The organism is Pseudomonas sp. NPDC089547, assembly GCF_050280665.1.
Taxonomy (GTDB): domain Bacteria; phylum Pseudomonadota; class Gammaproteobacteria; order Pseudomonadales; family Pseudomonadaceae; genus Aquipseudomonas.
Genome location: NZ_JBNNVS010000061.1, coordinates 1 through 23,301 on the forward strand (window position 1 = coordinate 1; position 23,301 = coordinate 23,301).

At 57.5% G+C, this 23,301-nt stretch carries 21 protein-coding genes and 4 tRNA genes; all 25 read right to left on the minus strand.

All coding sequences use genetic code 11. The features are described from left to right. On the minus strand, positions 1 to 605 hold a 605-nt coding region (gene rplB, locus ACQKPZ_RS25590; protein ID WP_400716391.1), incomplete at its 3' end, for a 50S ribosomal protein L2. A gap of 14 nt (positions 606 to 619) precedes the next feature. Further along, positions 620 to 919 carry a 50S ribosomal protein L23 gene (gene rplW / locus ACQKPZ_RS25595; RefSeq protein WP_003255484.1) on the minus strand — a complete coding sequence of 100 codons (300 nt, stop codon included), beginning with the start codon at positions 917 to 919 and terminating at the stop codon, positions 620 to 622. After that, on the minus strand, positions 916 to 1,518 hold the full coding sequence (rplD, locus tag ACQKPZ_RS25600; protein WP_003255485.1) for a 50S ribosomal protein L4: 603 nt from the start codon (positions 1,516 to 1,518) through the stop codon (positions 916 to 918). Before rplD ends, rplW begins: the two co-directional genes overlap by 4 nt. Positions 1,519 to 1,530: 12 nt before the next feature. Further along, the gene (gene rplC / locus ACQKPZ_RS25605; RefSeq protein WP_003257089.1) at positions 1,531 to 2,166 is read right to left on the minus strand and encodes a 50S ribosomal protein L3; all 636 of its coding nucleotides are present in this window, start codon (positions 2,164 to 2,166) and stop codon (positions 1,531 to 1,533) included. A gap of 80 nt (positions 2,167 to 2,246) precedes the next feature. Then, complete coding sequence (gene rpsJ, locus ACQKPZ_RS25610; RefSeq protein WP_003186070.1) at positions 2,247 to 2,558, minus strand: 30S ribosomal protein S10; 312 nt, start codon at positions 2,556 to 2,558, stop codon at positions 2,247 to 2,249. Between the two features lie 142 nt (positions 2,559 to 2,700). Further along, positions 2,701 to 3,894 carry an elongation factor Tu gene (tuf, locus tag ACQKPZ_RS25615; RefSeq protein ID WP_427543617.1) on the minus strand — a complete coding sequence of 398 codons (1,194 nt, stop codon included), beginning with the start codon at positions 3,892 to 3,894 and terminating at the stop codon, positions 2,701 to 2,703. A 27-nt stretch (positions 3,895 to 3,921) separates the two neighbouring features. After that, positions 3,922 to 6,069: an elongation factor G gene (gene fusA / locus ACQKPZ_RS25620; protein WP_427543620.1), complete on the minus strand. Its 2,148-nt coding sequence runs from the start codon at positions 6,067 to 6,069 to the stop codon at positions 3,922 to 3,924. A gap of 30 nt (positions 6,070 to 6,099) precedes the next feature. Further along, positions 6,100 to 6,570 (minus strand): 30S ribosomal protein S7, encoded by a 471-nt coding sequence (gene rpsG / locus ACQKPZ_RS25625; RefSeq protein ID WP_003246741.1) that lies wholly within the window; start codon positions 6,568 to 6,570, stop codon positions 6,100 to 6,102. A 106-nt stretch (positions 6,571 to 6,676) separates the two neighbouring features. Next, entirely contained in the window at positions 6,677 to 7,048 is a 372-nt protein-coding gene (gene rpsL / locus ACQKPZ_RS25630; protein ID WP_003255492.1) for a 30S ribosomal protein S12, read from the minus strand. Between the two features lie 211 nt (positions 7,049 to 7,259). Beyond that, entirely contained in the window at positions 7,260 to 11,459 is a 4,200-nt protein-coding gene (gene rpoC / locus ACQKPZ_RS25635) for a DNA-directed RNA polymerase subunit beta' (protein WP_427543623.1), read from the minus strand. Between the two features lie 63 nt (positions 11,460 to 11,522). Beyond that, positions 11,523 to 15,596 carry a DNA-directed RNA polymerase subunit beta gene (gene rpoB / locus ACQKPZ_RS25640; RefSeq protein ID WP_391138066.1) on the minus strand — a complete coding sequence of 1,358 codons (4,074 nt, stop codon included), beginning with the start codon at positions 15,594 to 15,596 and terminating at the stop codon, positions 11,523 to 11,525. Positions 15,597 to 15,816: 220 nt separating this feature from the next. Continuing rightward, positions 15,817 to 16,182, minus strand: a complete 366-nt coding sequence (gene rplL, locus ACQKPZ_RS25645) for a 50S ribosomal protein L7/L12 (protein ID WP_003255496.1) — start codon at positions 16,180 to 16,182, stop codon at positions 15,817 to 15,819. Between the two features lie 77 nt (positions 16,183 to 16,259). Next, on the minus strand, positions 16,260 to 16,760 hold the full coding sequence (gene rplJ / locus ACQKPZ_RS25650; RefSeq protein ID WP_391138069.1) for a 50S ribosomal protein L10: 501 nt from the start codon (positions 16,758 to 16,760) through the stop codon (positions 16,260 to 16,262). Positions 16,761 to 16,957: 197 nt separating this feature from the next. Next, entirely contained in the window at positions 16,958 to 17,653 is a 696-nt protein-coding gene (gene rplA, locus ACQKPZ_RS25655) for a 50S ribosomal protein L1 (RefSeq protein ID WP_016392127.1), read from the minus strand. Further along, the gene (gene rplK / locus ACQKPZ_RS25660) at positions 17,653 to 18,084 is read right to left on the minus strand and encodes a 50S ribosomal protein L11 (RefSeq protein WP_003255500.1); all 432 of its coding nucleotides are present in this window, start codon (positions 18,082 to 18,084) and stop codon (positions 17,653 to 17,655) included. Before rplK ends, rplA begins: the two co-directional genes overlap by 1 nt. Positions 18,085 to 18,203: 119 nt before the next feature. Further along, entirely contained in the window at positions 18,204 to 18,737 is a 534-nt protein-coding gene (nusG, locus tag ACQKPZ_RS25665) for a transcription termination/antitermination protein NusG (protein WP_043199430.1), read from the minus strand. Between the two features lie 9 nt (positions 18,738 to 18,746). After that, positions 18,747 to 19,115: a preprotein translocase subunit SecE gene (gene secE, locus ACQKPZ_RS25670; protein ID WP_427543626.1), complete on the minus strand. Its 369-nt coding sequence runs from the start codon at positions 19,113 to 19,115 to the stop codon at positions 18,747 to 18,749. Positions 19,116 to 19,159: 44 nt separating this feature from the next. Further along, positions 19,160 to 19,235 (minus strand) — tRNA-Trp (locus ACQKPZ_RS25675). Positions 19,236 to 19,289: 54 nt separating this feature from the next. After that, the gene (gene tuf, locus ACQKPZ_RS25680; RefSeq protein WP_427543629.1) at positions 19,290 to 20,483 is read right to left on the minus strand and encodes an elongation factor Tu; all 1,194 of its coding nucleotides are present in this window, start codon (positions 20,481 to 20,483) and stop codon (positions 19,290 to 19,292) included. A gap of 78 nt (positions 20,484 to 20,561) precedes the next feature. Beyond that, positions 20,562 to 20,637: transfer RNA gene (locus tag ACQKPZ_RS25685), tRNA-Thr, on the minus strand. A 29-nt stretch (positions 20,638 to 20,666) separates the two neighbouring features. Continuing rightward, positions 20,667 to 20,740 (minus strand) — tRNA-Gly (locus tag ACQKPZ_RS25690). 24 nt (positions 20,741 to 20,764) lie between these two features. After that, positions 20,765 to 20,848 (minus strand) — tRNA-Tyr (locus ACQKPZ_RS25695). 152 nt (positions 20,849 to 21,000) lie between these two features. Then, positions 21,001 to 21,426 (minus strand): hypothetical protein, encoded by a 426-nt coding sequence (locus ACQKPZ_RS25700; RefSeq protein ID WP_427543631.1) that lies wholly within the window; start codon positions 21,424 to 21,426, stop codon positions 21,001 to 21,003. A gap of 7 nt (positions 21,427 to 21,433) precedes the next feature. Then, entirely contained in the window at positions 21,434 to 22,183 is a 750-nt protein-coding gene (locus tag ACQKPZ_RS25705; protein WP_427543634.1) for a pantothenate kinase, read from the minus strand. After that, positions 22,173 to 23,132, minus strand: a complete 960-nt coding sequence (gene birA / locus ACQKPZ_RS25710; protein WP_427543637.1) for a bifunctional biotin--[acetyl-CoA-carboxylase] ligase/biotin operon repressor BirA — start codon at positions 23,130 to 23,132, stop codon at positions 22,173 to 22,175. The genes ACQKPZ_RS25705 and birA overlap by 11 nt, the downstream gene beginning before the upstream one ends. Between the last annotated feature and the right edge of the window lie 169 nt (positions 23,133 to 23,301).

Below are 23,301 nucleotides of genomic sequence, written 5' to 3' on the forward strand. Positions count from 1 at the left end.
CTGTGCTCGGAGTTCGAGACTTCGCCCAGGGTCGCACGGCACTCAGCCAGTACTTTACGCATCTCACCGGAACGCAGACGCAGAGTCACGTATACGCCGTCACGAGCGATCAGCTGAGCCGAAGCACCAGCGGAACGAGCGATCTGAGCACCTTTACCCGGCTTCAGTTCGACGCCGTGAATGGTGCTACCTACTGGGATGTTGCGCAGCTGCAGGGAGTTACCGGCCTTGATTGGGGCCAGGGCACCTGCGATCAGCTGGTCACCAGCGCTCACACCTTTAGGGGCGATGATGTAGCGACGCTCACCGTCTGCGTAGCACAGCAGGGCGATGTGAGCAGTACGGTTTGGATCGTATTCGATACGCTCGACAGTGGCTGGAATGCCATCTTTGTCGTTGCGACGGAAGTCGACCAGACGGTAATGCTGCTTATGACCACCACCAACGTGACGAGTGGTAATGCGGCCATTGTTGTTACGACCACCAGACTTCGATTTCTTCTCGAGCAGCGGTGCGTGAGGAGCGCCTTTGTGCAGCTCCTTGTTGACCACCTTGACCACGAAACGGCGGCCAGGGGAAGTCGGTTTGCATTTAACGATTGCCATGATGCACCCCTTCCTTACTCAGCACTGCTGCTGAAATCGAGATCTTGGCCTGGCTGAAGGGAGACGATCGCCTTCTTCCAGTCATTACGCTTGCCCAGACCACGTGCGGTACGCTTGGTTTTACCCAGAACGTTAACAGTCGACACGTTTTCAACTTTTACGTTGAACAGGCCTTCGACAGCTTTCTTGATTTCCAGCTTGGTTGCATCGGTAGCAACCTTGAATACGAACTGGCCTTTTTTCTCAGCCAGAACGGTAGCCTTCTCGGAAACGTGCGGGCCAAGGAGGACTTTAAATACGCGTTCCTGGTTCATCCCAGCAGCTCCTCGAATTTCTTCACGGCCGAGACAGTGATCAACACTTTCTCGTATGCGATCAGACTGACCGGGTCGGAACCCTGTACGTCACGTACATCGACGTGCGGCAGGTTGCGAGCAGCCAGGTACAGGTTCTGATCAACAGCGTCGGAAACGATCAGTACATCGCTCAGACCCATGCCGTTCAGCTTGTTCAGCAGATCTTTGGTTTTCGGTGCTTCAACAGCGAAGTCCTGAACCACGACCAGACGGTCGCTACGCACCAGCTCAGCGAGGATGGAGCGCAGGGCTGCGCGATACATCTTCTTGTTGAGCTTCTGCGAGTGATCTTGAGGGCGAGCTGCGAAGGTTACACCACCGCCACGCCAGATCGGACCACGAGTGGTACCAGCACGAGCACGGCCAGTACCCTTCTGACGCCATGGGCGCTTACCGCCACCAGCCACGTCGGAACGGGTCTTTTGCTGCTTGGTGCCCTGACGGCCGCCGGCCATGTAGGCCACGACTGCTTGGTGAACCAGCGTCTCGTTGAATTCGCCACCGAAAGTCAGTTCGGAAACTTCGATCGCCTGAGCGTCATTTACATTGAGTTGCATGTCAGTTTCCCCTTAACCGCGAGCCTTGACAGCTGGACGTACAACCACGTCGCCGCCAGTAGCGCCAGGAACGGCACCCTTGACCAGCAGCAGGTTGCGCTCAGCGTCTACGCGAACTACTTCCAGGGACTGAACAGTCACGCGCTCGGCGCCCATGTGACCGGACATTTTCTTGCCCTTGAACACACGACCAGGAGTCTGGCACTGGCCGATGGAACCAGGAACACGGTGCGACACGGAGTTACCGTGGGTGTTGTCCTGACCACGGAAGTTCCAGCGCTTGATGGTACCGGCGAAGCCTTTACCTTTGGACTGACCAGTAACGTCTACCAGCTGGCCTGCAGTGAAGAGTTCAGCTTTGATCAGATCGCCAGCCTGGAAATCGCCTTCTTCAAGACGGAACTCCCAAACACCGCGACCAGCGGCAACGTTAGCCTTGGCGAAGTGGCCTGCCTGAGCGGCAGTCACACGCGAAGCACGACGCTCGCCGACAGTGACTTGCACTGCACGGTAGCCATCGGTTTCTTCAGTTTTGAACTGGGTGACACGATTCGGCTCGATCTCAATGACCGTGACCGGAATGGAGACACCTTCTTCGGTGAAAATGCGGGTCATACCGCACTTGCGACCGATTACACCAATAGTCATGTTGTAAACCTCATGAGTGTACGGGGCTTTCACCCGCTATGGCCGCCCATTTCAGAGCGTTACACGACTAGACCGAAGTCTTAGCCGAGGCTGATCTGTACTTCCACACCTGCCGCCAGATCAAGCTTCATCAGCGCGTCAACGGTTTTATCCGTTGGCTGGACGATGTCCAGAACACGCTTATGAGTGCGAATCTCGTACTGGTCACGCGCGTCTTTGTTGACGTGCGGGGAGACCAGAACGGTGAAACGCTCTTTGCGGGTAGGCAGTGGAATTGGACCACGCACTTGTGCACCAGTACGTTTCGCGGTTTCCACGATTTCCTGGGTGGATTGGTCGATCAGGCGATGGTCGAAAGCCTTCAACCTGATACGGATTTGCTGATTTTGCATTGGATTTCAGACTCCAGGCTGTTCCCAACGGACGCACTACGCCCGCTAAAAGGAGGCGTGATTCTATAGACGCCCCAATTTAGTGTCAACCCAATAAAAAAAGCCCCCGCTGAGCGGAGGCTTTTTTCAATCGGTCGAGTGATTACTCGATGATTTTGGCTACGACGCCGGCGCCGACGGTACGACCGCCTTCACGGATAGCGAAGCGCAGACCGTCTTCCATTGCGATGGTCTTGATCAGGGTAACAGTCATCTGAATGTTGTCACCTGGCATTACCATTTCAACGCCTTCCGGCAGTTCGCAGTTACCGGTCACGTCAGTGGTACGGAAGTAGAACTGAGGACGGTAGCCTTTGAAGAACGGAGTGTGACGACCGCCTTCTTCCTTCGACAGAACGTAGACTTCTGCGGTGAACTTGGTGTGCGGCTTGACCGAACCTGGCTTGACCAGAACCTGGCCACGCTCAACGTCGTCACGCTTGGTACCACGCAGCAGAACGCCGCAGTTCTCGCCAGCACGACCTTCGTCCAGCAGCTTGCGGAACATCTCAACACCGGTGCAGGTGGTGGTGGTGGTGTCACGCAGACCAACGATTTCCAGCGGATCCTGAACGCGGACGATACCACGCTCGATACGGCCGGTAACAACGGTACCACGACCCGAGATCGAGAATACGTCTTCGATCGGCATCAGGAACGGCTTATCGATAGCGCGCTCTGGCTCTGGGATGTAGCTGTCCAGGGTTTCAACCAGACGCTTGACAGCGGTGATGCCCATTTCGTTGTCGTCTTTGCCTTCCAGCGCCATACGAGCCGAACCGATGATGATCGGAGTGTCGTCGCCTGGGAAGTCGTAGGTGGACAGCAGGTCGCGAACTTCCATCTCGACCTGTTCCAGCAGCTCTGCGTCGTCTACCAGGTCAGCCTTGTTCAGGAAGACCACGATGTACGGAACGCCAACCTGACGGGACAGCAGGATGTGCTCACGGGTTTGTGGCATCGGACCATCGGCGGCCGAGCAAACCAGGATCGCGCCGTCCATCTGGGCAGCACCGGTGATCATGTTCTTCACGTAGTCAGCGTGACCTGGGCAGTCAACGTGAGCGTAGTGACGAATGTTCGAGTTGTACTCGACGTGAGCGGTGTTGATGGTGATACCGCGCGCTTTTTCTTCCGGAGCCGAGTCGATCTTGTCGAACTCAACGACTGCCGAACCGAAAACTTCGGAGCAGACGCGAGTCAGAGCTGCGGTCAGAGTGGTCTTACCGTGGTCAACGTGGCCGATAGTGCCGACGTTAACGTGGGGAAGGGAACGATCAAATTTTTCTTTAGCCACGACAGTGAACCTCTTGCCTAAAGGGGATTAGCCTTGTTTTTTAACGAGTGCTTCGACGATGTTCGACGGAGCTTCGGCGTATTTGGAGAATTCCATGGAGTAGCTTGCGCGACCCTGAGACATGGAACGAACGTCGGTTGCGTAACCGAACATCTCTCCGAGTGGTACCTCAGCAGTGATTACCTTGCCGGACACCGAGTCTTCATTACCCTGGATCATCCCGCGACGACGGCTCAGGTCACCCATCACGTCACCCAGGTAGTCTTCCGGGGTTACAACTTCGACCTTCATGATCGGCTCAAGCACCACGCCACCGCCCTTCTGGGCCAGTTGCTTGGTCGCCATCGAAGCGGCGATCTTGAACGCCATTTCGTTGGAGTCGACGTCGTGGTACGAACCGTCGAACACCGTAGCCTTCAGGCCGAGCAGCGGATAGCCGGCAACAACGCCGTTTTTCATCTGCTCTTCGATGCCCTTCTGGATCGGGGCGATGAATTCCTTAGGAATCACACCACCAACGACTTCGTTGGTGAACACCAGACCTTCGGTGATGTTGCCTTTCTCGTCTACGTCCGGCTCCGAGAAACGGATCCAGCAGTGACCGAACTGACCACGACCACCCGACTGACGAACGAACTTGCCTTCGATCTCGACGTTGGACTTGGTGATCTTCTCGCGGTACGAAACCTGCGGCTTGCCGACGTTGCACTCGACGTTGAACTCGCGCTTCATGCGGTCAACGAGGATGTCCAGGTGCAGCTCACCCATACCGGAGATGATGGTCTGGCCGGTTTCTTCGTCGGTCTTGACGCGGAACGACGGGTCTTCCTGGGCCAGCTTGCCCAGTGCGATACCCATCTTCTCCTGGTCAGCCTTGGTTTTCGGCTCTACGGAGAGCGAAATTACCGGCTCAGGGAAGTCCATACGCTCAAGGATGATCGGCTTGTCGAGGTTGCACAGGGTATCACCGGTGGTGACGTCCTTCATGCCGATCAGAGCAGCGATGTCGCCTGCACGTACTTCCTTGATTTCTTCACGCTGGTTGGCGTGCATCTGCACCATACGACCAACGCGCTCTTTCTTGCCCTTGACCGAGTTGATGACGGAGTCACCAGAGGTCAGGAAGCCCGAGTAGACGCGGACGAAGGTCAGGGTACCCACGAACGGGTCGGTAGCGATCTTGAACGCCAAGGCCGAGAACGGCTCGTCGTCGTCAGCAGGACGCTCGTCGTACTGCTCTGGCTTGACTTCGTCCTTCGGCACGTCGATCAGGTCAGGGTGGATACCCTTGATCGCCGGGATTTCGGTCGGAGCAGGCAGGAAGTCGATAACAGCGTCGAGAACCAGGGGAACGCCCTTGTTCTTGAACGAGGAACCGCAGACAGCAGGAACGATCTCGCTCGCCAGGGTACGGGCGCGCAGACCAGCCTTGATGTCTTCGACGGACAGGTCACCTTCTTCAAGGTACTTGTTCATCAGCTCTTCGTTGGCCTCGGCAGCAGCCTCGACCATGTTGCTGCGCCATTCGTTGGCCAGGTCCACCAGCTCGGCAGGAATCTCTTCCTCGCGGTAGGTGGTGCCTTTGTCGTCGTCGTTCCAGTAGATGGCTTTCATCTTGATCAGGTCAACCTGACCCTGGAAGTCGTCTTCTGCACCGATAGCCAGCTGGACCGGAACCGGGGTGTGACCCAGGCGGTTCTTGATCTGGCCGACAACGCGCAGGAAGTTTGCACCGGCACGGTCCATCTTGTTCACGTAGACAACACGTGGAACGCCGTACTTGTTGGCCTGACGCCATACGGTTTCGGACTGCGGCTCAACGCCGGAGGTACCGCAGAACACAACGACCGCGCCGTCGAGTACACGCAGCGAACGCTCTACTTCAATGGTGAAGTCAACGTGGCCGGGGGTATCGATGACGTTTACGCGGTAGTTGTCGTACTGACCACGGGAACCTTTCCAGAAGGTGGTAACGGCAGCGGAGGTAATGGTGATACCGCGCTCCTGCTCCTGCACCATCCAGTCGGTGGTCGCGGCGCCGTCATGCACCTCGCCCATCTTGTGGCTCAGACCTGTGTAGAACAGGATCCGCTCGGTAGTGGTAGTCTTGCCCGCGTCAACGTGAGCACAGATACCGATGTTACGGTAGCGGTTAATTGCTGTAGTACGAGCCATAAAGCCCTCGCAAAATGATTGATGCTTGAATTAGAAGCGGTAGTGCGAGAACGCTTTGTTGGCTTCAGCCATACGGTGAACGTCTTCACGCTTCTTGACTGCAGCACCCTTGCCTTCGGCAGCATCCAGCAGTTCGCCGGCCAGGCGCAGAGCCATCGACTTCTCGCCGCGCTTGCGGGCGTAGTCTACGAGCCAGCGCATTGCCAGAGCGTTACGACGGGATGGACGAACTTCAACCGGAACCTGGTAAGTAGCACCGCCGACACGACGGGACTTAACTTCGACCAGCGGAGCGATGGCGTCGAGAGCTTTCTCGAAGATTTCCAGGGGGTCGCTGTTCTTGCGTGCTTTGACAGTATCCAGGGCACCGTAAACGATGCGCTCGGCTACGGCCTTCTTGCCGCTTTCCATCACGTGGTTCATGAACTTGGCGAGGATCTGGGATCCGTACTTCGGATCGTCAAGGATCTCACGTTTTGCTGCTACACGACGTCTTGGCATGATAAGCCCTCAAACGGTCTTCAGGTTAGCCCGGGACGTGGGTCTTCGACCCCTGCCCGACCTTACTCTTATCGACTCAATAAAATGGATGTCTGCAAACGGCCGATTACTTCGGACGCTTGGTACCGTATTTCGAACGACCCTGGTTACGGCCTTTAACGCCCGAAGTATCCAGAGAGCCGCGAACGGTGTGGTAACGAACACCTGGCAAGTCTTTTACACGGCCGCCACGGATCAGGACGACGCTGTGCTCTTGCAGGTTGTGGCCTTCACCACCGATGTACGAGGAAACCTCGAAACCGTTGGTCAGACGCACACGGCATACTTTACGCAGTGCCGAGTTAGGTTTTTTCGGCGTGGTGGTGTACACACGAGTGCACACGCCACGACGCTGCGGGCAGTTCTGCAGCGCAGGAACGTCGGACTTCTCGACCGAACGCTTACGCGGCTGACGTACCAGCTGGTTGATAGTTGCCATCTACTAGCTCCACTGATTGTCTTGCGACTCTATTGTCTTGCAAGAAAGCCAAAAATTGGCGAGACGGAGCCTCACCAAATTTAAGGGTACAAAAGTCTAAAGAGGATCTTGCACCCAGTCAAGACGAGGCCCCGGCCCTCCTCGCCCGATCATCGGCAACATTTCATGTCGCCGATGGCCGATCGAGGCTTGCCGGGGCCCTGCCCTGTACTTAGTTACCGCTGGAATTCAGCGCTTCGGTCAGTGCGGCTTCCACCTCACTGGCGCTTACACGCAGCGGTTTGTCGGCTTCACGGCGACGCTTGCGCTCGCTGTGGTAGGCCAGACCGGTACCGGCCGGGATCAGACGACCCACGACCACGTTCTCTTTCAGGCCGCGCAGGTAGTCACGCTTGCCGGTTACCGCCGCTTCGGTCAGTACGCGGGTTGTTTCCTGGAAGGAAGCCGCGGAGATGAACGATTCGGTCGACAGCGACGCCTTGGTGATACCCAACAGCACGCGGGTGAACTTGGAGATGAACTTGTCCTCGCCGGCGAGACGCTCGTTCTCTACCAGTACCTGGGTCAGTTCCATCTGGTCGCCCTTGATGAAGCTGGAATCGCCCGACTCGGAGATCTCGACCTTGCGCAGCATCTGACGCAGGATGGTCTCGATGTGCTTGTCGTTGATCTTCACGCCTTGCAGACGGTAAACGTCCTGGATCTCGTTGACGATGTACTTCGCCAGCGCGCTCACACCCAGCAAACGCAGGATGTCGTGCGGATCGCTCGGGCCGTCGGAAATAACTTCACCACGGTTTACCTGCTCACCTTCGAAGACGTTCAGGTGGCGCCACTTCGGAATCAGCTCTTCGTACGGATCGCTACCGTCGGTCGGAGTGATGACCAGGCGACGCTTGCCCTTGGTCTCTTTACCGAATGCGATGGTGCCGCTGACTTCAGCCAGAATCGAGGCTTCTTTCGGACGACGCGCTTCGAACAGGTCGGCAACGCGTGGCAGACCACCGGTGATGTCACGGGTCTTCGACGTTTCTTGCGGGATACGCGCGATAACGTCACCAACACCGATCTGGGCACCGTCAGCCACACCAACGAGGGCGTTGGCCGGCAGGAAGTACTGGGCAGGTACGTCGGTACCTGGCAGGTACAGATCCTTGCCAGCGGCATCGACCATCTTGATTGCCGGACGGATTTCCTTGCCTGCGGCAGGGCGATCCTTGACGTCCAGTACTTCAATGTTGGTCAAGCCGGTCAGTTCATCGGTCTGACGCTTGATGGTGATGTTTTCTTCCATGCCCACGAAGGTCACGGTACCTTTCAGCTCGGTAACGATCGGGTGGGTGTGCGGGTCCCACTTGGCGACGATGGCGCCAGCTTCGACCTTCTCACCTTCCTTGACCGAAATCACCGCACCGTAAGGCAGCTTGTAGCGCTCACGCTCACGACCGAATTCGTCGGCAATGGCCAACTCACCCGAACGCGATACGGCAACCAGGTTACCGTCGGCACGCTCAACCTGCTTCAGGTTGTGCAGACGCACCATACCGCCGTTCTTCACCTGGACGCTGTCGGCAGCCGAAGTACGGCTTGCAGCACCACCGATGTGGAACGTACGCATGGTCAGCTGGGTACCTGGCTCACCGATCGACTGTGCAGCGATAACGCCGACAGCTTCACCGATGTTCACCTGGTGACCGCGAGCCAGGTCACGACCGTAGCACTTGGCGCAGATGCCGTAGCGGGTTTCGCAGTTGATCGGCGAACGCACGATCACTTCGTCGATGCTGTTCAGCTCGATGAACTCGACCCACTGTTCGTCGACCAAGGTACCGGCCGGAACGATGACGTCCTCGGTGCCTGGCTTGAACACGTCGCGGGCGATTACACGACCCAGTACACGCTCACCCAGCGGCTCTACAACGTCGCCGCCTTCGATGTGCGGAGTCATCAGCAGGCCTTGGTCGGTGCCGCAGTCGATCTCGGTAACTACCAGATCCTGGGCAACGTCTACCAGACGGCGAGTCAGGTAACCCGAGTTCGCAGTCTTCAAGGCGGTATCCGCCAGACCCTTACGAGCACCGTGAGTCGAGATGAAGTACTGGAGTACGCTCAGACCTTCACGGAAGTTCGCAGTGATCGGCGTCTCGATGATGGAGCCGTCCGGCTTGGCCATCAGGCCACGCATACCGGCCAGCTGACGGATCTGGGCTGCGGAACCACGCGCACCCGAGTCAGCCATCATGTACATCGAGTTGAAGGACTCTTGCTCGACTTCCTTGCCCTCGCGGTCGATGACCTTCTCTTTCGAGAGGTTGGCCATCATCGCCTTGGACACTTCGTCGTTCGCCTTCGACCACAAGTCGATGACCTTGTTGTACTTCTCGCCCTGGGTTACCAGGCCGGAGGCGTACTGGCTCTCGATTTCCTTCACTTCATCGGTAGCATTACCGATGATGCGGGCTTTCTCGTCCGGGATAACGAAGTCGTTAACACCGATGGAAACACCGGAAATGGTCGAGTAGGCGAAACCGGTGTACATCAACTGGTCAGCGAAGATAACGGTCTCTTTCAGACCAACCACGCGGTAGCACTGGTTGATCAGCTTGGAGATCGCCTTTTTCTTCATTGGCTGGTTGACCACATCGTACGGCAGGACTGCCGGTACAACCTGGAACAGCAGCGCACGGCCGACGGTGGTGTCGACGATACGGGTGTTCTTGACCACCGAACCATCACGCTCTTTCACGGTTTCGTTGATACGAACCTTGATTTTCGCGTGCAGGGCAGCTTCGCCGGCGCGGAATACGCGGTCGACTTCCTGCAGGTCGGCAAACACGCGACCTTCGCCCTTGGCGTTGATGGCTTCACGGGTCATGTAGTACAGACCCAGTACCACGTCCTGCGACGGAACGATGATTGGCTCACCGTTGGCTGGCGACAGGATGTTGTTGGTCGACATCATCAACGCGCGCGCTTCGAGCTGCGCTTCCAGCGTCAGCGGCACGTGAACGGCCATCTGGTCACCGTCGAAGTCGGCATTGTACGCGGCGCAGACCAGCGGGTGCAGCTGGATAGCCTTACCTTCGATCAGAACCGGTTCAAAGGCCTGGATACCCAGACGGTGCAGGGTCGGCGCACGGTTGAGCAGTACGGGGTGTTCGCGGATCACCTCGGCGAGAACGTCCCACACCTCTGGCAGCTCGCGCTCGACCATCTTCTTGGCAGCCTTGATGGTGGTCGCCAGACCACGCATTTCCAGCTTGCCGAAAATGAACGGCTTGAACAGCTCGAGGGCCATCTTCTTCGGCAGACCGCACTGGTGCAGACGCAGGGTCGGGCCTACGGTAATTACCGAACGGCCGGAGTAGTCAACACGCTTACCGAGCAAGTTCTGACGGAAGCGACCTTGCTTACCTTTGATCATGTCGGCCAGGGACTTCAGCGGACGCTTGTTCGAGCCAGTGATGGCGCGACCGCGACGGCCGTTGTCCAGCAGGGCGTCGACCGCTTCCTGCAGCATGCGCTTTTCGTTACGCACGATGATGTCCGGCGCCGACAGATCCAGCAGGCGCTTCAGACGGTTGTTACGGTTGATCACCCGACGATACAGATCGTTCAGGTCGGAGGTCGCGAAGCGGCCGCCATCCAGCGGAACCAACGGACGCAGGTCCGGCGGCAGCACTGGCAGGACGGTCAGGACCATCCACTCAGGCAGGTTGCCCGAGCCCTGGAAAGCTTCCATCAGCTTCAGGCGCTTGGACAGCTTCTTGATCTTGGTTTCCGAGTTGGTCTGCGGAATCTCTTCGCGCAGGCGGCCGATCTCGTGCTCCAGGTCGATAGCGTGCAGCAGCTCGCGGACAGCCTCGGCACCCATGCGGGCGTCGAAGTCGTCACCGAACTCTTCCAGCGCTTCGAAGTACTGCTCGTCGTTCAGCAGCTGGCCCTTTTCCAGGGTGGTCATGCCCGGGTCGATAACGACATAGCTCTCGAAGTAGAGCACGCGCTCGATATCACGCAGGGTCATGTCCATCAGCAGGCCGATACGGGACGGCAGCGACTTCAGGAACCAGATGTGGGCAACCGGCGAGGCCAGTTCGATGTGCGCCATACGCTCACGACGAACCTTGGCCAGGGCAACTTCAACGCCGCACTTCTCGCAGATTACGCCGCGGTGCTTGAGGCGCTTGTACTTGCCGCACAGGCACTCGTAGTCCTTGACTGGGCCAAAGATCTTGGCGCAGAACAGGCCGTCACGCTCAGGCTTGAACGTACGGTAGTTGATGGTTTCCGGCTTCTTGACTTCACCGAACGACCACGAACGGATCATTTCAGGCGACGCCAGACCGATGCGGATGGCGTCGAACTCTTCGACTTGACCCTGGTTTTTCAGCAAATTCAGTAGGTCTTTCAAGGCCTTTCCTCCTGGCGGAGCAGGGAGTGGGCATTACCTGCCCACTCCCCTTCGCGTCACGTGTTATTCGGTTTCCAGATCGATGTCGATACCGAGCGAACGGATCTCTTTGATCAACACGTTGAAGGACTCGGGCATGCCCGGCTCCATACGGTGATCGCCATCCACGATGTTCTTGTACATCTTGGTACGGCCGTTCACGTCGTCCGACTTCACTGTGAGCATTTCTTGCAGGGTGTATGCCGCGCCGTATGCTTCCAGCGCCCACACTTCCATCTCCCCGAAACGCTGACCACCGAACTGCGCCTTACCACCCAGCGGCTGCTGGGTAACCAGGCTGTAGGAACCAGTGGAACGCGCGTGCATCTTGTCGTCCACCAAGTGGTTCAGCTTGAGCATGTACATGTAACCAACGGTCACAGAACGCTCGAACTTGTTGCCGGTACGGCCATCGAACAGCACCATCTGGCCGCTCTCTGGCAGGTCGGCCAGCTTCAGCATGGCCTTGATCTCGCGCTCCTTGGCACCGTCGAAGACCGGAGTAGCCATCGGCACGCCTTTCTTCAGGTTGTGGGCCAGGGCCAGGATCTCTGCGTCGGTGAACTCGTCGAGGTTTTCCTGACGACCGCCGATCTCGTTGTAGACCTCGGTCAGGAACACGCGCAGCTCAGCGGCTTTGCGCTGCTCTTCGAGCATGCGGTCGATCTTCTCGCCCAGACCCTTGGCCGCCAGGCCCAGGTGGGTTTCAAGGATCTGACCAACGTTCATACGCGAAGGTACGCCCAGCGGGTTCAGTACGACGTCGACCGGAGTACCGTTGGCATCGTGCGGCATGTCTTCGACCGGCATGATTACCGAGACAACACCCTTGTTACCGTGACGACCGGCCATCTTGTCACCCGGCTGGATGCGACGGCGGATTGCCAGGTAGACCTTGACGATCTTCAGTACGCCCGGTGCCAGGTCATCACCCTGCTGCAGCTTGCGCTTCTTGTCTTCGAACTTGTCGTCCAGCAGACGGCGACGATCGACGATGTACTGTTGAGCTTTTTCCAGCTGCTCGTTCAGTGCATCTTCAGCCATGCGCAGTTTGAACCACTGGCCGTGCTCCAGACCGTCCAGCACTTCGTCAGTGACCACGGTGCCTTTCTTCAGGCCCGCACCACCGTCGACCACCTGGCCGTTCAGGGCAGAACGCAGACGCTCGAAGGTTGCGCCTTCGACGATACGGAACTCTTCGTTGAGGTCCTTGCGGATCTCGTCCAGCTGCATCTTCTCGATGGCCAGGGCACGGCTGTCGCGCTCGACGCCATCACGGGTGAAGACCTGTACGTCGATGACGGTACCCTTGGTGCCGGTTGGCACACGCAGGGAGGTGTCCTTAACGTCGCTGGCCTTCTCACCGAAGATTGCGCGCAGCAGTTTTTCTTCCGGAGTCAGCTGGGTTTCGCCTTTTGGCGTGACCTTGCCGACCAGGATGTCGCCAGCGCCAACTTCAGCACCCACATAGACAATACCGGCTTCGTCCAGCTTGTTCAGTGCAGCCTCACCCACGTTCGGGATGTCTGCAGTGATTTCCTCTGGGCCAAGCTTGGTGTCACGCGCCACACAGGTCAGTTCCTGGATGTGGATTGTGGTGAAGCGGTCTTCCTGAACCACACGCTCGGACAGGCAGATGGAGTCTTCGAAGTTGAAGCCGTTCCACGCCATGAACGCAATGCGCATGTTCTGGCCCAGTGCCAGTTCACCCATGTCGGTGGACGGGCCGTCAGCCATGATGTCGCTACGCTGAACCTTGTCACCCTTGCTCACCAGCGGACGCTGGTTGATGCAGGTGTTCTGGTTCGAACGGGTGTACTTGGTCAGGTTGTAGATATCTACACCTGCTTCGCCGGTTTCCACTTCGTCGTCGTTAACGCGAACGACGATACGGCTGGCGTCGACCGAGTCGATCACACCACCGCGGCGGGCAACCACGCAGACACCGGAGTCACGGGCAACGTTGCGCTCCATGCCGGTACCTACCAGCGGCTTGTCGGCACGCAGGGTTGGTACAGCCTGACGCTGCATGTTCGAACCCATCAACGCACGGTTGGCGTCGTCGTGCTCGAGGAATGGAATCAGCGACGCAGCAACGGATACAACCTGCTTCGGCGAAACGTCCATCAGGGTGACGTCTTCCGGCGCCTTGACGGTGAATTCGTTCAGGTGACGAACAGCTACCAGCTCATCGATCAGCTGCTTCTTCTCGTTCATCGCGGCCGAAGCCTGAGCGATGACGTGATCCGCCTCTTCGATTGCCGACAGGAACACGATGTCGTCGCTGACAACGCCTTCCTTCACCACACGGTACGGGCTTTCCAGGAAGCCGTACTGGTTGGTGCGGGCATAGGCTGCCAGGGAGTTGATCAGACCGATGTTCGGACCTTCAGGGGTCTCGATCGGGCACACACGGCCGTAGTGGGTCGGGTGTACGTCACGGACTTCGAAGCCGGCACGCTCACGGGTCAGACCGCCAGGGCCGAGTGCAGAGACGCGGCGCTTGTGGGTGATCTCGGAGAGCGGGTTGTTCTGGTCCATGAACTGGGACAGCTGGCTGGAACCGAAGAACTCTTTCACCGCCGCCGCAACCGGCTTGGCGTTGATCAGGTCTTGCGGCATCAGGCCTTCGCTTTCAGCCATCGACAGGCGTTCCTTGACCGCGCGCTCTACACGCACCAGGCCAACACGGAACTGGTTCTCGGCCATTTCGCCAACGCAACGTACGCGACGGTTACCCAGGTGGTCGATGTCGTCGACGATGCCTTTGCCGTTACGGATATCGACCAGGGTCTTCAGAACCTCGACGATGTCTTCCTTGCTCAGCACGCCCGAACCTTCGATCTCGGTACGACCGATACGACGGTTGAACTTCATGCGGCCAACAGCGGACAGATCGTAACGCTCGGCGCTGAAGAACAGGTTGTTGAACAGGGTCTCGGCAGCATCCTTGGTTGGCGGCTCGCCTGGACGCATCATGCGGTAGATCTCGACCAGGGCTTCCAGCTGGTTGCTGGTGGTGTCGATCTTCAGGGTGTCGGAGATGAACGGACCGCAGTCGATGTCGTTGGTGTACAGGGTCTCGATGCGGACAACCTGTGCCTTGGCGACTTTGATCAGCAGATCAGTGGTCAACTCGGTGTTGCACTCAGCCAGGATCTCACCGGTAGCCGGGTGCACGATGGCCTTGGCAGTGGTACGGCCCAGGACGTACTCCATTGGAACGTCCAGTTCCTTGACGCCGGCTTTCTCGAGCTGGTTGATGTGGCGCGCGGTGATGCGGCGCCCCTGCTCGACGATGACTTTGCCGGTTTCGTCATGGATATCCATGACCGCAACTTCACCACGCAGACGCTGTGGCACCAGTTCCAGGCTGAGTTTTTCGCCGGAAATGTGGAACACGTTGGTGGTGTAGAAGGTGTTCAGCACTTCTTCAGTGCTGTAACCCAGGGCGCGCAGCAGCACCGAAGCCGGCAGCTTGCGGCGACGGTCGATACGTACGAACACGCAGTCCTTCGGGTCGAACTCGAAGTCCAGCCACGAACCGCGGTAAGGAATGATGCGAGCGGAGTACAGCAGCTTGCCGGAGCTGTGAGTCTTGCCACGGTCGTGGTCGAAGAACACACCAGGCGAACGGTGCAGCTGGGAAACGATCACACGCTCGGTACCGTTGATAACGAAGGTACCGTTCTCAGTCATCAGGGGGATTTCACCCATGTAGACTTCTTGCTCTTTGATGTCCTTGATCGCTTTGTTCGACGATTCCTTGTCGAAGATGATCAGGCGCACCTTGACCCGCAGTGGGACCGCGAAGGTCACGCCACGCAGGACACATTCCTTCACATCGAAGGCGGGTTCGCCCAGGCGATAGCCTACATACTCCAGGGCAGCATTGCCGGAGTAGCTGATGATCGGGAATACCGATTTGAAGGCCGCGTGCAGGCCGACGTCGCGGAACTGATCCTTGGATGCTCCCGCTTGCAGGAATTCGCGATACGAATCCAGCTGGATGGCCAGGAGGTAAGGCACATCCATGACGTCCGGCAACTTGCTAAAGTCCTTGCGGATACGTTTTTTCTCAGTGTATGAGTAAGCCATCAGCGTTCCCCAGCTTGGTCACCTGCTTGTTTGGCTTCTCCCGGCGGGAGCAGCCAGAAAATCGTGCAAACCCCTTGGTTTGCGCCACCCACATGGGTGTCTTGCAGCTCGTTATCGGGGCCGGCCTGACCGACCACCAATAACGGAAAAAGGCCGGTGGCATAAGCCACCAGCCATCAGCCTTACGCTCAACGCTCAGGCTGGCATCGCAAGGTCGAGATTACTTCAGCTCGACTTTAGCGCCTGCTTCTTCCAGCTTCTTCTTAGCGTCTTCAGCGGCTTCTTTCGAAACGCCTTCAGCTACAACCTGAGGAGCGCCATCGACTTTCTCTTTGGCTTCTTTCAGGCCCAGACCGGTCAGTTCGCGAACGGCTTTGATCACGTTCACTTTCTTGTCGCCGGCTTCAACCAGAACAACGTTGAACTCGGTCTGCTCTTCAACAACGGCAGCAGCAGCAGCTGGGCCAGCAGCGGCAACAGCAGCAGTAACGCCGAAGGTTTCTTCCATTGCTTTGATCAGCTCAACAACTTCCAGAACGGTTTTCTGGCCGATTGCTTCGATGATTTGTTCGTTAGTCAGAGACATGACTTAAATCCTGTATTGGGGTGACAGCCTACGCAGCCATCAAATTAAACGTATGATTTTGAAAGAGTTCGCGTGCCTTAGGCAGCGGTAGCTTCTTTCTGGTCGCGAATGGCTGCCAGAGTACGAGCCAGCTTGCTGGTGGCGCCTTGGATAACGCTCATCAGTCGTGCAATAGCTTCGTCGCGGGTCGGCAGGGAAGCCAACACGTCGATCTGGTTCGCTGCAATGAAATTGCCGTCAAACGCAGCTGCCTTGATCTCGAACTTGTCCTGACCCTTGGCGAACTCTTTGAACAGACGAGCAGCAGCGCCCGGGTGTTCGTTGGAGAAAGCAATCAGGGTCGGGCCTTTGAACGCGTCGTTGAGGATCGAGAATTCGGTGCCTTCAACAGCGCGCTTGAGCAGGGTGTTACGTACAACACGTACGTAAACGCCAGCTTCGCGGGCCTCTTTACGGAGTCCGGTCATTGCGCCTACAGTCACACCACGGGCATCAGCCACGACAGCGGACAGAGCGACTTTGGCAGCCTCGTTGACTTCAGCGACGATGGCCTTCTTGTCTTCGAGTTTAATTGCCACGGGTTTACTCCTGGTTTTTACCGTTTCATCTGGCCGAAGCCGGATGTCGTTTTGGTGTCTGATTCGGTAACGAATCGGGAGCACCATCTGCGTGGGCTGGTGTTTTAAGGCTTGCGCCGCCTACGGTCTTGGATAGCCCCCGCCAGGCAGGGACCCCAATTTTTGCTGGCGGTGCGACAGGTCGCACCGCCAAGTTCTTACACGTTCAGCGAGCTCTGATCGATGACCAGACCTGGGCCCATGGTGGTGCTCAGGGTAACGCGCTTGACGTAGATACCTTTCGAGGAAGCTGGCTTGATACGCTTCAGGTCAGCGATCAGGGCTTCAACGTTTTCCTTCAGCTTGCCAGCTTCAAAGCCGACCTTGCCAACGGAGGTGTGGATGATACCGTTTTTGTCGGTACGGTAGCGAACCTGACCAGCCTTGGCGTTTTTCACGGCAGTGGCTACGTCTGGGCTAACGGTACCAACTTTCGGGTTAGGCATCAGGCCACGAGGACCCAGAACCTGACCCAGCTGACCCACAACGCGCATGGCATCAGGCGATGCAATGACGACGTCATAGTTCAGGTCGCCGGCTTTCATTTCGGCAGCCAGATCGTCCATACCTACGCGGTCAGCGCCGGCAGCCAGAGCGGCTTCAGCAGCTGGACCCTGGGTGAAGACAGCAACGCGAACGGTCTTGCCAGTGCCGTGTGGCAGCACAGTAGCGCTACGTACGACCTGGTCGGATTTACGCGGGTCAACACCGAGGTTAACGGCGATGTCGTAGGATTCTACGAACTTGGCAGCAGGCAGCGAGGCCAGCAGAGTTGCCGCTTCTTCGAAGTTGTAGGCCTTGCCTGCTTCGATTTTCTCGGCGATTGCCTTTTGGCGTTTGGTCAGCTTAGCCATTACACACCCTCCACGTTCAGGCCCATGCTGCGGGCAGAGCCAGCGATGGTGCGTACAGCAGCGTCCAGGTCAGCGGCGGTCAGATCAGCCTGTTTTGCCTTGGCGATATCTTCCAGCTGAGCACGGGTAACGGTACCGACTTTAACGGTGTTCGGACGAGCCGAACCACTGGTCAGGCCAGCAGCTTTCTTCAGCAGAACCGAGGCAGGGGTGCTCTTGGTCTCGAAGGTGAAGCTACGGTCGCTGTAGACAGTGATGATCACAGGAGTCGGCAGGCCGGCTTCTTGACCCTGAGTACGGGCGTTGAAGGCCTTGCAGAATTCCATGATGTTCACACCGTGTTGACCCAGTGCTGGACCAACGGGTGGGCTTGGGTTGGCCTGGCCGGCCTTAACTTGCAGCTTGATGTAAGCCTGAATCTTCTTAGCCATGAGCTACTCCAAAATCGGGTACGAACGCCTGTTGGCTCCCCGGATGACTTGCGTTTTATCCCAGTGACGACAAAACCCCGCAGCACACAGGGCTGCGGGGTATGGGATGCTTCGTCCGCCTAGACCTTTTCGACCTGGCTGAACTCGAGCTCCACCGGAGTAGAGCGACCGAAAATGAGCACCGCCACCTGGAGGCGACTCTTTTCGTAGTTAACTTCTTCGACACTACCGTTGAAGTCAGCAAACGGACCATCAACGACACGAACCACTTCACCTGGCTCGAACAGCGTCTTGGGCTTCGGCTTGTCGCTACCATCGGCAACGCGACGCAGGATAGCCTCAGCTTCTTTATCAGTGATCGGCGCAGGCTTATCTGCAGTACCACCGATGAAGCCCATCACTCGAGGAGTGTCCTTGACCAAGTGCCAAGTACCTTCGTTCATCTCCATCTGGACCAGTACATAACCAGGGAAGAATTTACGCTCACTCTTGCGCTTCTGGCCGTTGCGCATCTCGACAACTTCCTCGGTCGGAACCAGGATCTCGCCGAAACCGTCTTCCATGCCAGCCAGCTTCACGCGCTCGATCAGGGAGCGCATTACATGCTTCTCGTAACCCGAGTAAGCATGCACAACATACCAACGCTTAGCCACGGGACACCTTTAGCCAACGATCAGGGAGACCGCCCAGCCGAGCAGGGAATCAAGCCCCCACAGCAGCAGTGCCATAACCAGCACGACAGCCACGACAATCAGCGTGGTCTGGGTGGTTTCCTGGCGGGTCGGCCACACGACTTTACGGATTTCGGTACGAGCTTCCTTCGCCAGCGCAAAGAACGACCTGCCCTTCGCAGTCTGCAGAGCTACAAAGCCCGCGACAGCAGCCAGAACAAGAAGTGCGAGAACGCGATACAGAATCGGGGAGGCGGAGTAATATTGATTACCCACAACAGCCACGACCACCAAAGCAACTACAGCCAGCCACTTGAACAGATCAAAACGCGATTCTTGGGCTTCAGTTTTGGGAGTCATCGAGGAGGATCCTGTGAGAAGAAAGCCATCACACCGAAGTGAAATGGCAGGTCAGGAGGGAATCGAACCCCCAACCTACGGTTTTGGAGACCGTCGCTCTGCCAATTGAGCTACTGACCTGTAACGCTGTATCAGGCCGGCCATTATACCGGCCTGATCAAGTAAATCAACTACTTATTCAATAATTTTTGCTACGACGCCGGCGCCGACGGTACGACCGCCTTCACGGATAGCGAAGCGCAGACCGTCTTCCATTGCGATGGTCTTGATCAGGGTAACAGTCATCTGAATGTTGTCACCTGGCATTACCATTTCAACGCCTTCCGGCAGTTCGCAGTTACCGGTCACGTCAGTGGTACGGAAGTAGAACTGAGGACGGTAGCCTTTGAAGAACGGAGTGTGACGACCGCCTTCTTCCTTCGACAGAACGTAGACTTCTGCGGTGAACTTGGTGTGCGGCTTGACCGAGCCTGGCTTGACCAGAACCTGGCCACGCTCAACGTCGTCACGCTTGGTACCACGCAGCAGAACGCCGCAGTTCTCGCCAGCACGACCTTCGTCCAGCAGCTTGCGGAACATCTCAACACCGGTGCAGGTGGTGGTGGTGGTGTCACGCAGACCAACGATTTCCAGCGGATCCTGAACGCGGACGATACCACGCTCGATACGGCCGGTAACAACGGTACCACGACCCGAGATCGAGAATACGTCTTCGATCGGCATCAGGAACGGCTTATCGATAGCGCGCTCTGGCTCTGGGATGTAGCTGTCCAGGGTTTCAACCAGACGCTTGACAGCGGTGATGCCCATTTCGTTGTCGTCTTTGCCTTCCAGCGCCATACGAGCCGAACCGATGATGATCGGAGTGTCGTCGCCTGGGAAGTCGTAGGTGGACAGCAGGTCGCGAACTTCCATCTCGACCTGTTCCAGCAGCTCTGCGTCGTCTACCAGGTCAGCCTTGTTCAGGAAGACCACGATGTACGGAACGCCAACCTGACGGGACAGCAGGATGTGCTCACGGGTTTGTGGCATCGGACCATCGGCGGCCGAGCAAACCAGGATCGCGCCGTCCATCTGGGCAGCACCGGTGATCATGATCAAAACGAAGTCAGCCTGACCTGGGCAGTCAACGTGAGAGTAGTGACGAATCTTCGATTTGTACTCGACGTGAGCGGTGTTGATGGTGATACCGCGCGCTTTTTCTTCCGGAGCCGAGTCGATCTTGTCGAACTCAACGACTGCCGAACCGAAAACTTCGGAGCAGACGCGAGTCAGAGCTGCGGTCAGAGTGGTCTTACCGTGATCAACGTGGCCGATAGTGCCGACGTTAACGTGGGGAAGGGAACGATCAAACTTTTCCTTAGCCATCGATACAATCCTCCGCAGAAGAAATAGTCTTGCGCTGATAAAACAAAGGCAGATATTTTCATATCTGCCTTGTTTAAATGGAGCTCTTGAGCGGATTTGAACCGCTGACCTCACCCTTACCAAGGGTGTGCTCTACCAACTGAGCTACAAGAGCGAAACACTTTGCGCAAAATCCAGCAAACTTGGAGCGGGTAGCGGGAATCGAACCCGCATCATCAGCTTGGAAGGCTGAGGTTCTACCACTAAACTATACCCGCGGAGCTTGCGGCTCTCGCTAAAACTGGTGGAGGGAGAAGGATTCGAACCTTCGAAGCTCTCGCAACGGATTTACAGTCCGTCCCCTTTGGCCGCTCGGGAATCCCTCCAGATGTGGCCGGCATTCTATTTGTCTGCCGTCCTAGTGTCAAGCGTTTTTTCAAATTTTTTCAATCAAATCTGAAACTTAGCTGCTTTGACACCGCCTCCAGCGCTACCACCTGAGTGGTGTTCCCTGTGAAGCGGGCGCCATTCTATCAAGCTATTCGCCAGTTGCAATACCCTGGCAGAAAATAATTTTATGTTTTAAGTCTTTGAAATCATTGGAAAGAGCTGACAGCACCGTTTGGTCCAGCAAACGCTCGCTTTCCGGGGCGACCTTGAGCCAGCGCCCATCTGCTCCGGGCAGCTGCCCCGCCACCGGCAAGGTGACAATATCAAGGCTCAGCAGCCGCTGACGCAGTGCATCAAGCTGCTCCTGCCCCACCACGCCCCCGACAACCAGGCATTCATCACGGCGCTTGGGCGGCGCAGAAACACCCGTTTCACGCAGCAGACGGATTTCTTGCTGATTCCCCTTGTACAGAGACAGAGGGGCGACTTCCTTGACCTTCAGCGGGGCTTCCTGCTGATGCCATACGTAATAGAACACGTTGAGCACCAGTAACAGCAGAAACAACCAACGCATAAGCACCTCAATCCAATGGGCAGGCCATGGCCAGACCAACGAAAACCAGGTCGGGTACGACACGCGCCTGTGGCACGGCCTCCCGCACCAGCGGCGCATCGCCACCGGTGAGGAACACCGTGAATTCATCACCCCAGAGCATTCGCGCCTGATCAAGCTGGGTACGCGCAAAGCCCTGGAGCATCAGCACACAACCGCGCTCGACCGCCTCAACCGTGGAACGGCCTGGCGACAGGCTGGTCAATGCCCGCTCGGCGGAAGCATCGTCATAGCGAATACGGCGGGTATGGGTACGCAACTGGCTGCGCATCAGGGGCATGCCAGGACAGATGTAGCCACCCAGGTGCTCTCCGTCAGCAGCGACGAAGTCAGATTTGGCAGCGGTGCCCAGGTCGATTACCAGGCAAGCCCCCTTGGCCAGGTGAAATGCGCCGAGCGCAGCCAGCCAACGGTCCATGCCCAGACGCTGATAGTCGTCATAACCGTTGCGCACACCCGCCATTTCCTGCGCAGGGTGCGCAACACGCGCCTGAACGGCAAATGCCTGAGCGATCAATGCGCACAATGCATCGGTTTCTTCTTCGCTGCGTACGCTAACAATACGGCAGCCGGTAAGACGCACTGAAGCCAACCCCGCCACCTCAGCCAGCAGCGCATGATCGGAGTCGACGATCCCGCCACCCTCAATGACCGCATCAGCGACGTGGATAACTCGCCACTTGATGAAGCTGTTACCGCAATCGAGCTCAAGAATCATCACGCAACCTCAAACTGAGCTCACCACCACTGAAGCTCTTTTCCACTCCGTCCACCTCAAGGCGCAAGCCGCCCTGCCCGTCGACGCCAAGAACCACACCATCAATATGCGTGCTGCCAGCAACCAGCGAAACATTGCGCCCCTGCCAAAGATGCGCTTGCTCCCATTCTTCCTGGAATGCTGCAAACCCATAGCGACGATGGCGTGCCAATTCGTGCTGCAGTTGCTGGCTGAGTGAAGCCACCAAGTGGTTGCGATCTATTACCGCACCCACCTCACGCCGCATCGAGGTCCACTGCTGGTCGACCTGATCGTTATCCTGCATGTTCACATTGATACCAATACCTAGCACCACATGACAGACATCGGCCGGGTCGCCAACCAGCTCCAGGAGAATACCGGTGATCTTCTGCCCGCGAACCAGCACATCGTTGGGCCATTTGAGCCCTACATCCTTTACGCCAAATGCCTGCAAGGTACGCATTACGGCCAAACCGACCACCAGACTCAAACCTTCGAGCTGGCGCATGCCGCCTTCCACACGCAGTACAAGGCTGTAATAGAGATTTTCGGCAAATGGGCTGACCCACTGGCGCCCACGCCGGCCGCGACCGGCGCTTTGGCGCTCGGCCAGGACAATAAATGGAGCCACCTGCCCTTGGCCGGCAAGCCGCAAGCCTTCGGCATTCGTCGAATCGATGGTTTCATGGATGAACACCGGCCATTGTTCACCTTCGGCATACCCGGCGATGGCCTGCGCCTCAAGCAAGGCCAGCGGTGCCGCCAGCTGATAGCCGCGGCCACGAACCTTGTGAATGCTGAGGTTCAGCTCACTCTCCAGGTGCTGCAGCTGCTTCCATACGGCGCTGCGACTTACCCCGAGGGCTGCGCCCAGGGCTTCTCCGGAATGGAACCGGCCATCCTTGAGGAGATTCAACAACTTCAGCATGCCAGTCTCGACTTGGAATAAGGCAGGCATGATAGCCATGGGCTGTTGGCTTGCATAGGAAAAGGGCCGAATGCATGCAGGCTGGTACCGCGTTCCCTGTGGGAGCGGGCGCGCCCGCGAACACCGGCAAAGCCGGTGCCATCCACCGCGTTGCCTGCTTCGCGGGCGC

Coding starts and splice junctions, on each gene's coding strand:
- rplW (WP_003255484.1), bottom strand. CDS start 919: ATGAACCAGGAACGCGTATTTAAAGTCCTCCTTGGCCCGCACGTTTCC.
- rplD (WP_003255485.1), bottom strand. CDS start 1,518: ATGCAACTCAATGTAAATGACGCTCAGGCGATCGAAGTTTCCGAACTG.
- rplC (WP_003257089.1), bottom strand. CDS start 2,166: ATGACTATTGGTGTAATCGGTCGCAAGTGCGGTATGACCCGCATTTTC.
- rpsJ (WP_003186070.1), bottom strand. CDS start 2,558: ATGCAAAATCAGCAAATCCGTATCAGGTTGAAGGCTTTCGACCATCGC.
- fusA (WP_427543620.1), bottom strand. CDS start 6,069: ATGGCTCGTACTACAGCAATTAACCGCTACCGTAACATCGGTATCTGT.
- rpsG (WP_003246741.1), bottom strand. CDS start 6,570: ATGCCAAGACGTCGTGTAGCAGCAAAACGTGAGATCCTTGACGATCCG.
- rpsL (WP_003255492.1), bottom strand. CDS start 7,048: ATGGCAACTATCAACCAGCTGGTACGTCAGCCGCGTAAGCGTTCGGTC.
- rpoB (WP_391138066.1), bottom strand. CDS start 15,596: ATGGCTTACTCATACACTGAGAAAAAACGTATCCGCAAGGACTTTAGC.
- rplL (WP_003255496.1), bottom strand. CDS start 16,182: ATGTCTCTGACTAACGAACAAATCATCGAAGCAATCGGCCAGAAAACC.
- rplA (WP_016392127.1), bottom strand. CDS start 17,653: ATGGCTAAGCTGACCAAACGCCAAAAGGCAATCGCCGAGAAAATCGAA.
- rplK (WP_003255500.1), bottom strand. CDS start 18,084: ATGGCTAAGAAGATTCAGGCTTACATCAAGCTGCAAGTTAAGGCCGGC.
- secE (WP_427543626.1), bottom strand. CDS start 19,115: ATGACTCCCAAAACTGAAGCCCAAGAATCGCGTTTTGATCTGTTCAAG.
- tuf (WP_427543629.1), bottom strand. CDS start 20,483: ATGGCTAAGGAAAAGTTTGATCGTTCCCTTCCCCACGTTAACGTCGGC.
- ACQKPZ_RS25700 (WP_427543631.1), bottom strand. CDS start 21,426: ATGCGTTGGTTGTTTCTGCTGTTACTGGTGCTCAACGTGTTCTATTAC.
- ACQKPZ_RS25705 (WP_427543634.1), bottom strand. CDS start 22,183: ATGATTCTTGAGCTCGATTGCGGTAACAGCTTCATCAAGTGGCGAGTT.
- birA (WP_427543637.1), bottom strand. CDS start 23,132: ATGCTGAAGTTGTTGAATCTCCTCAAGGATGGCCGGTTCCATTCCGGA.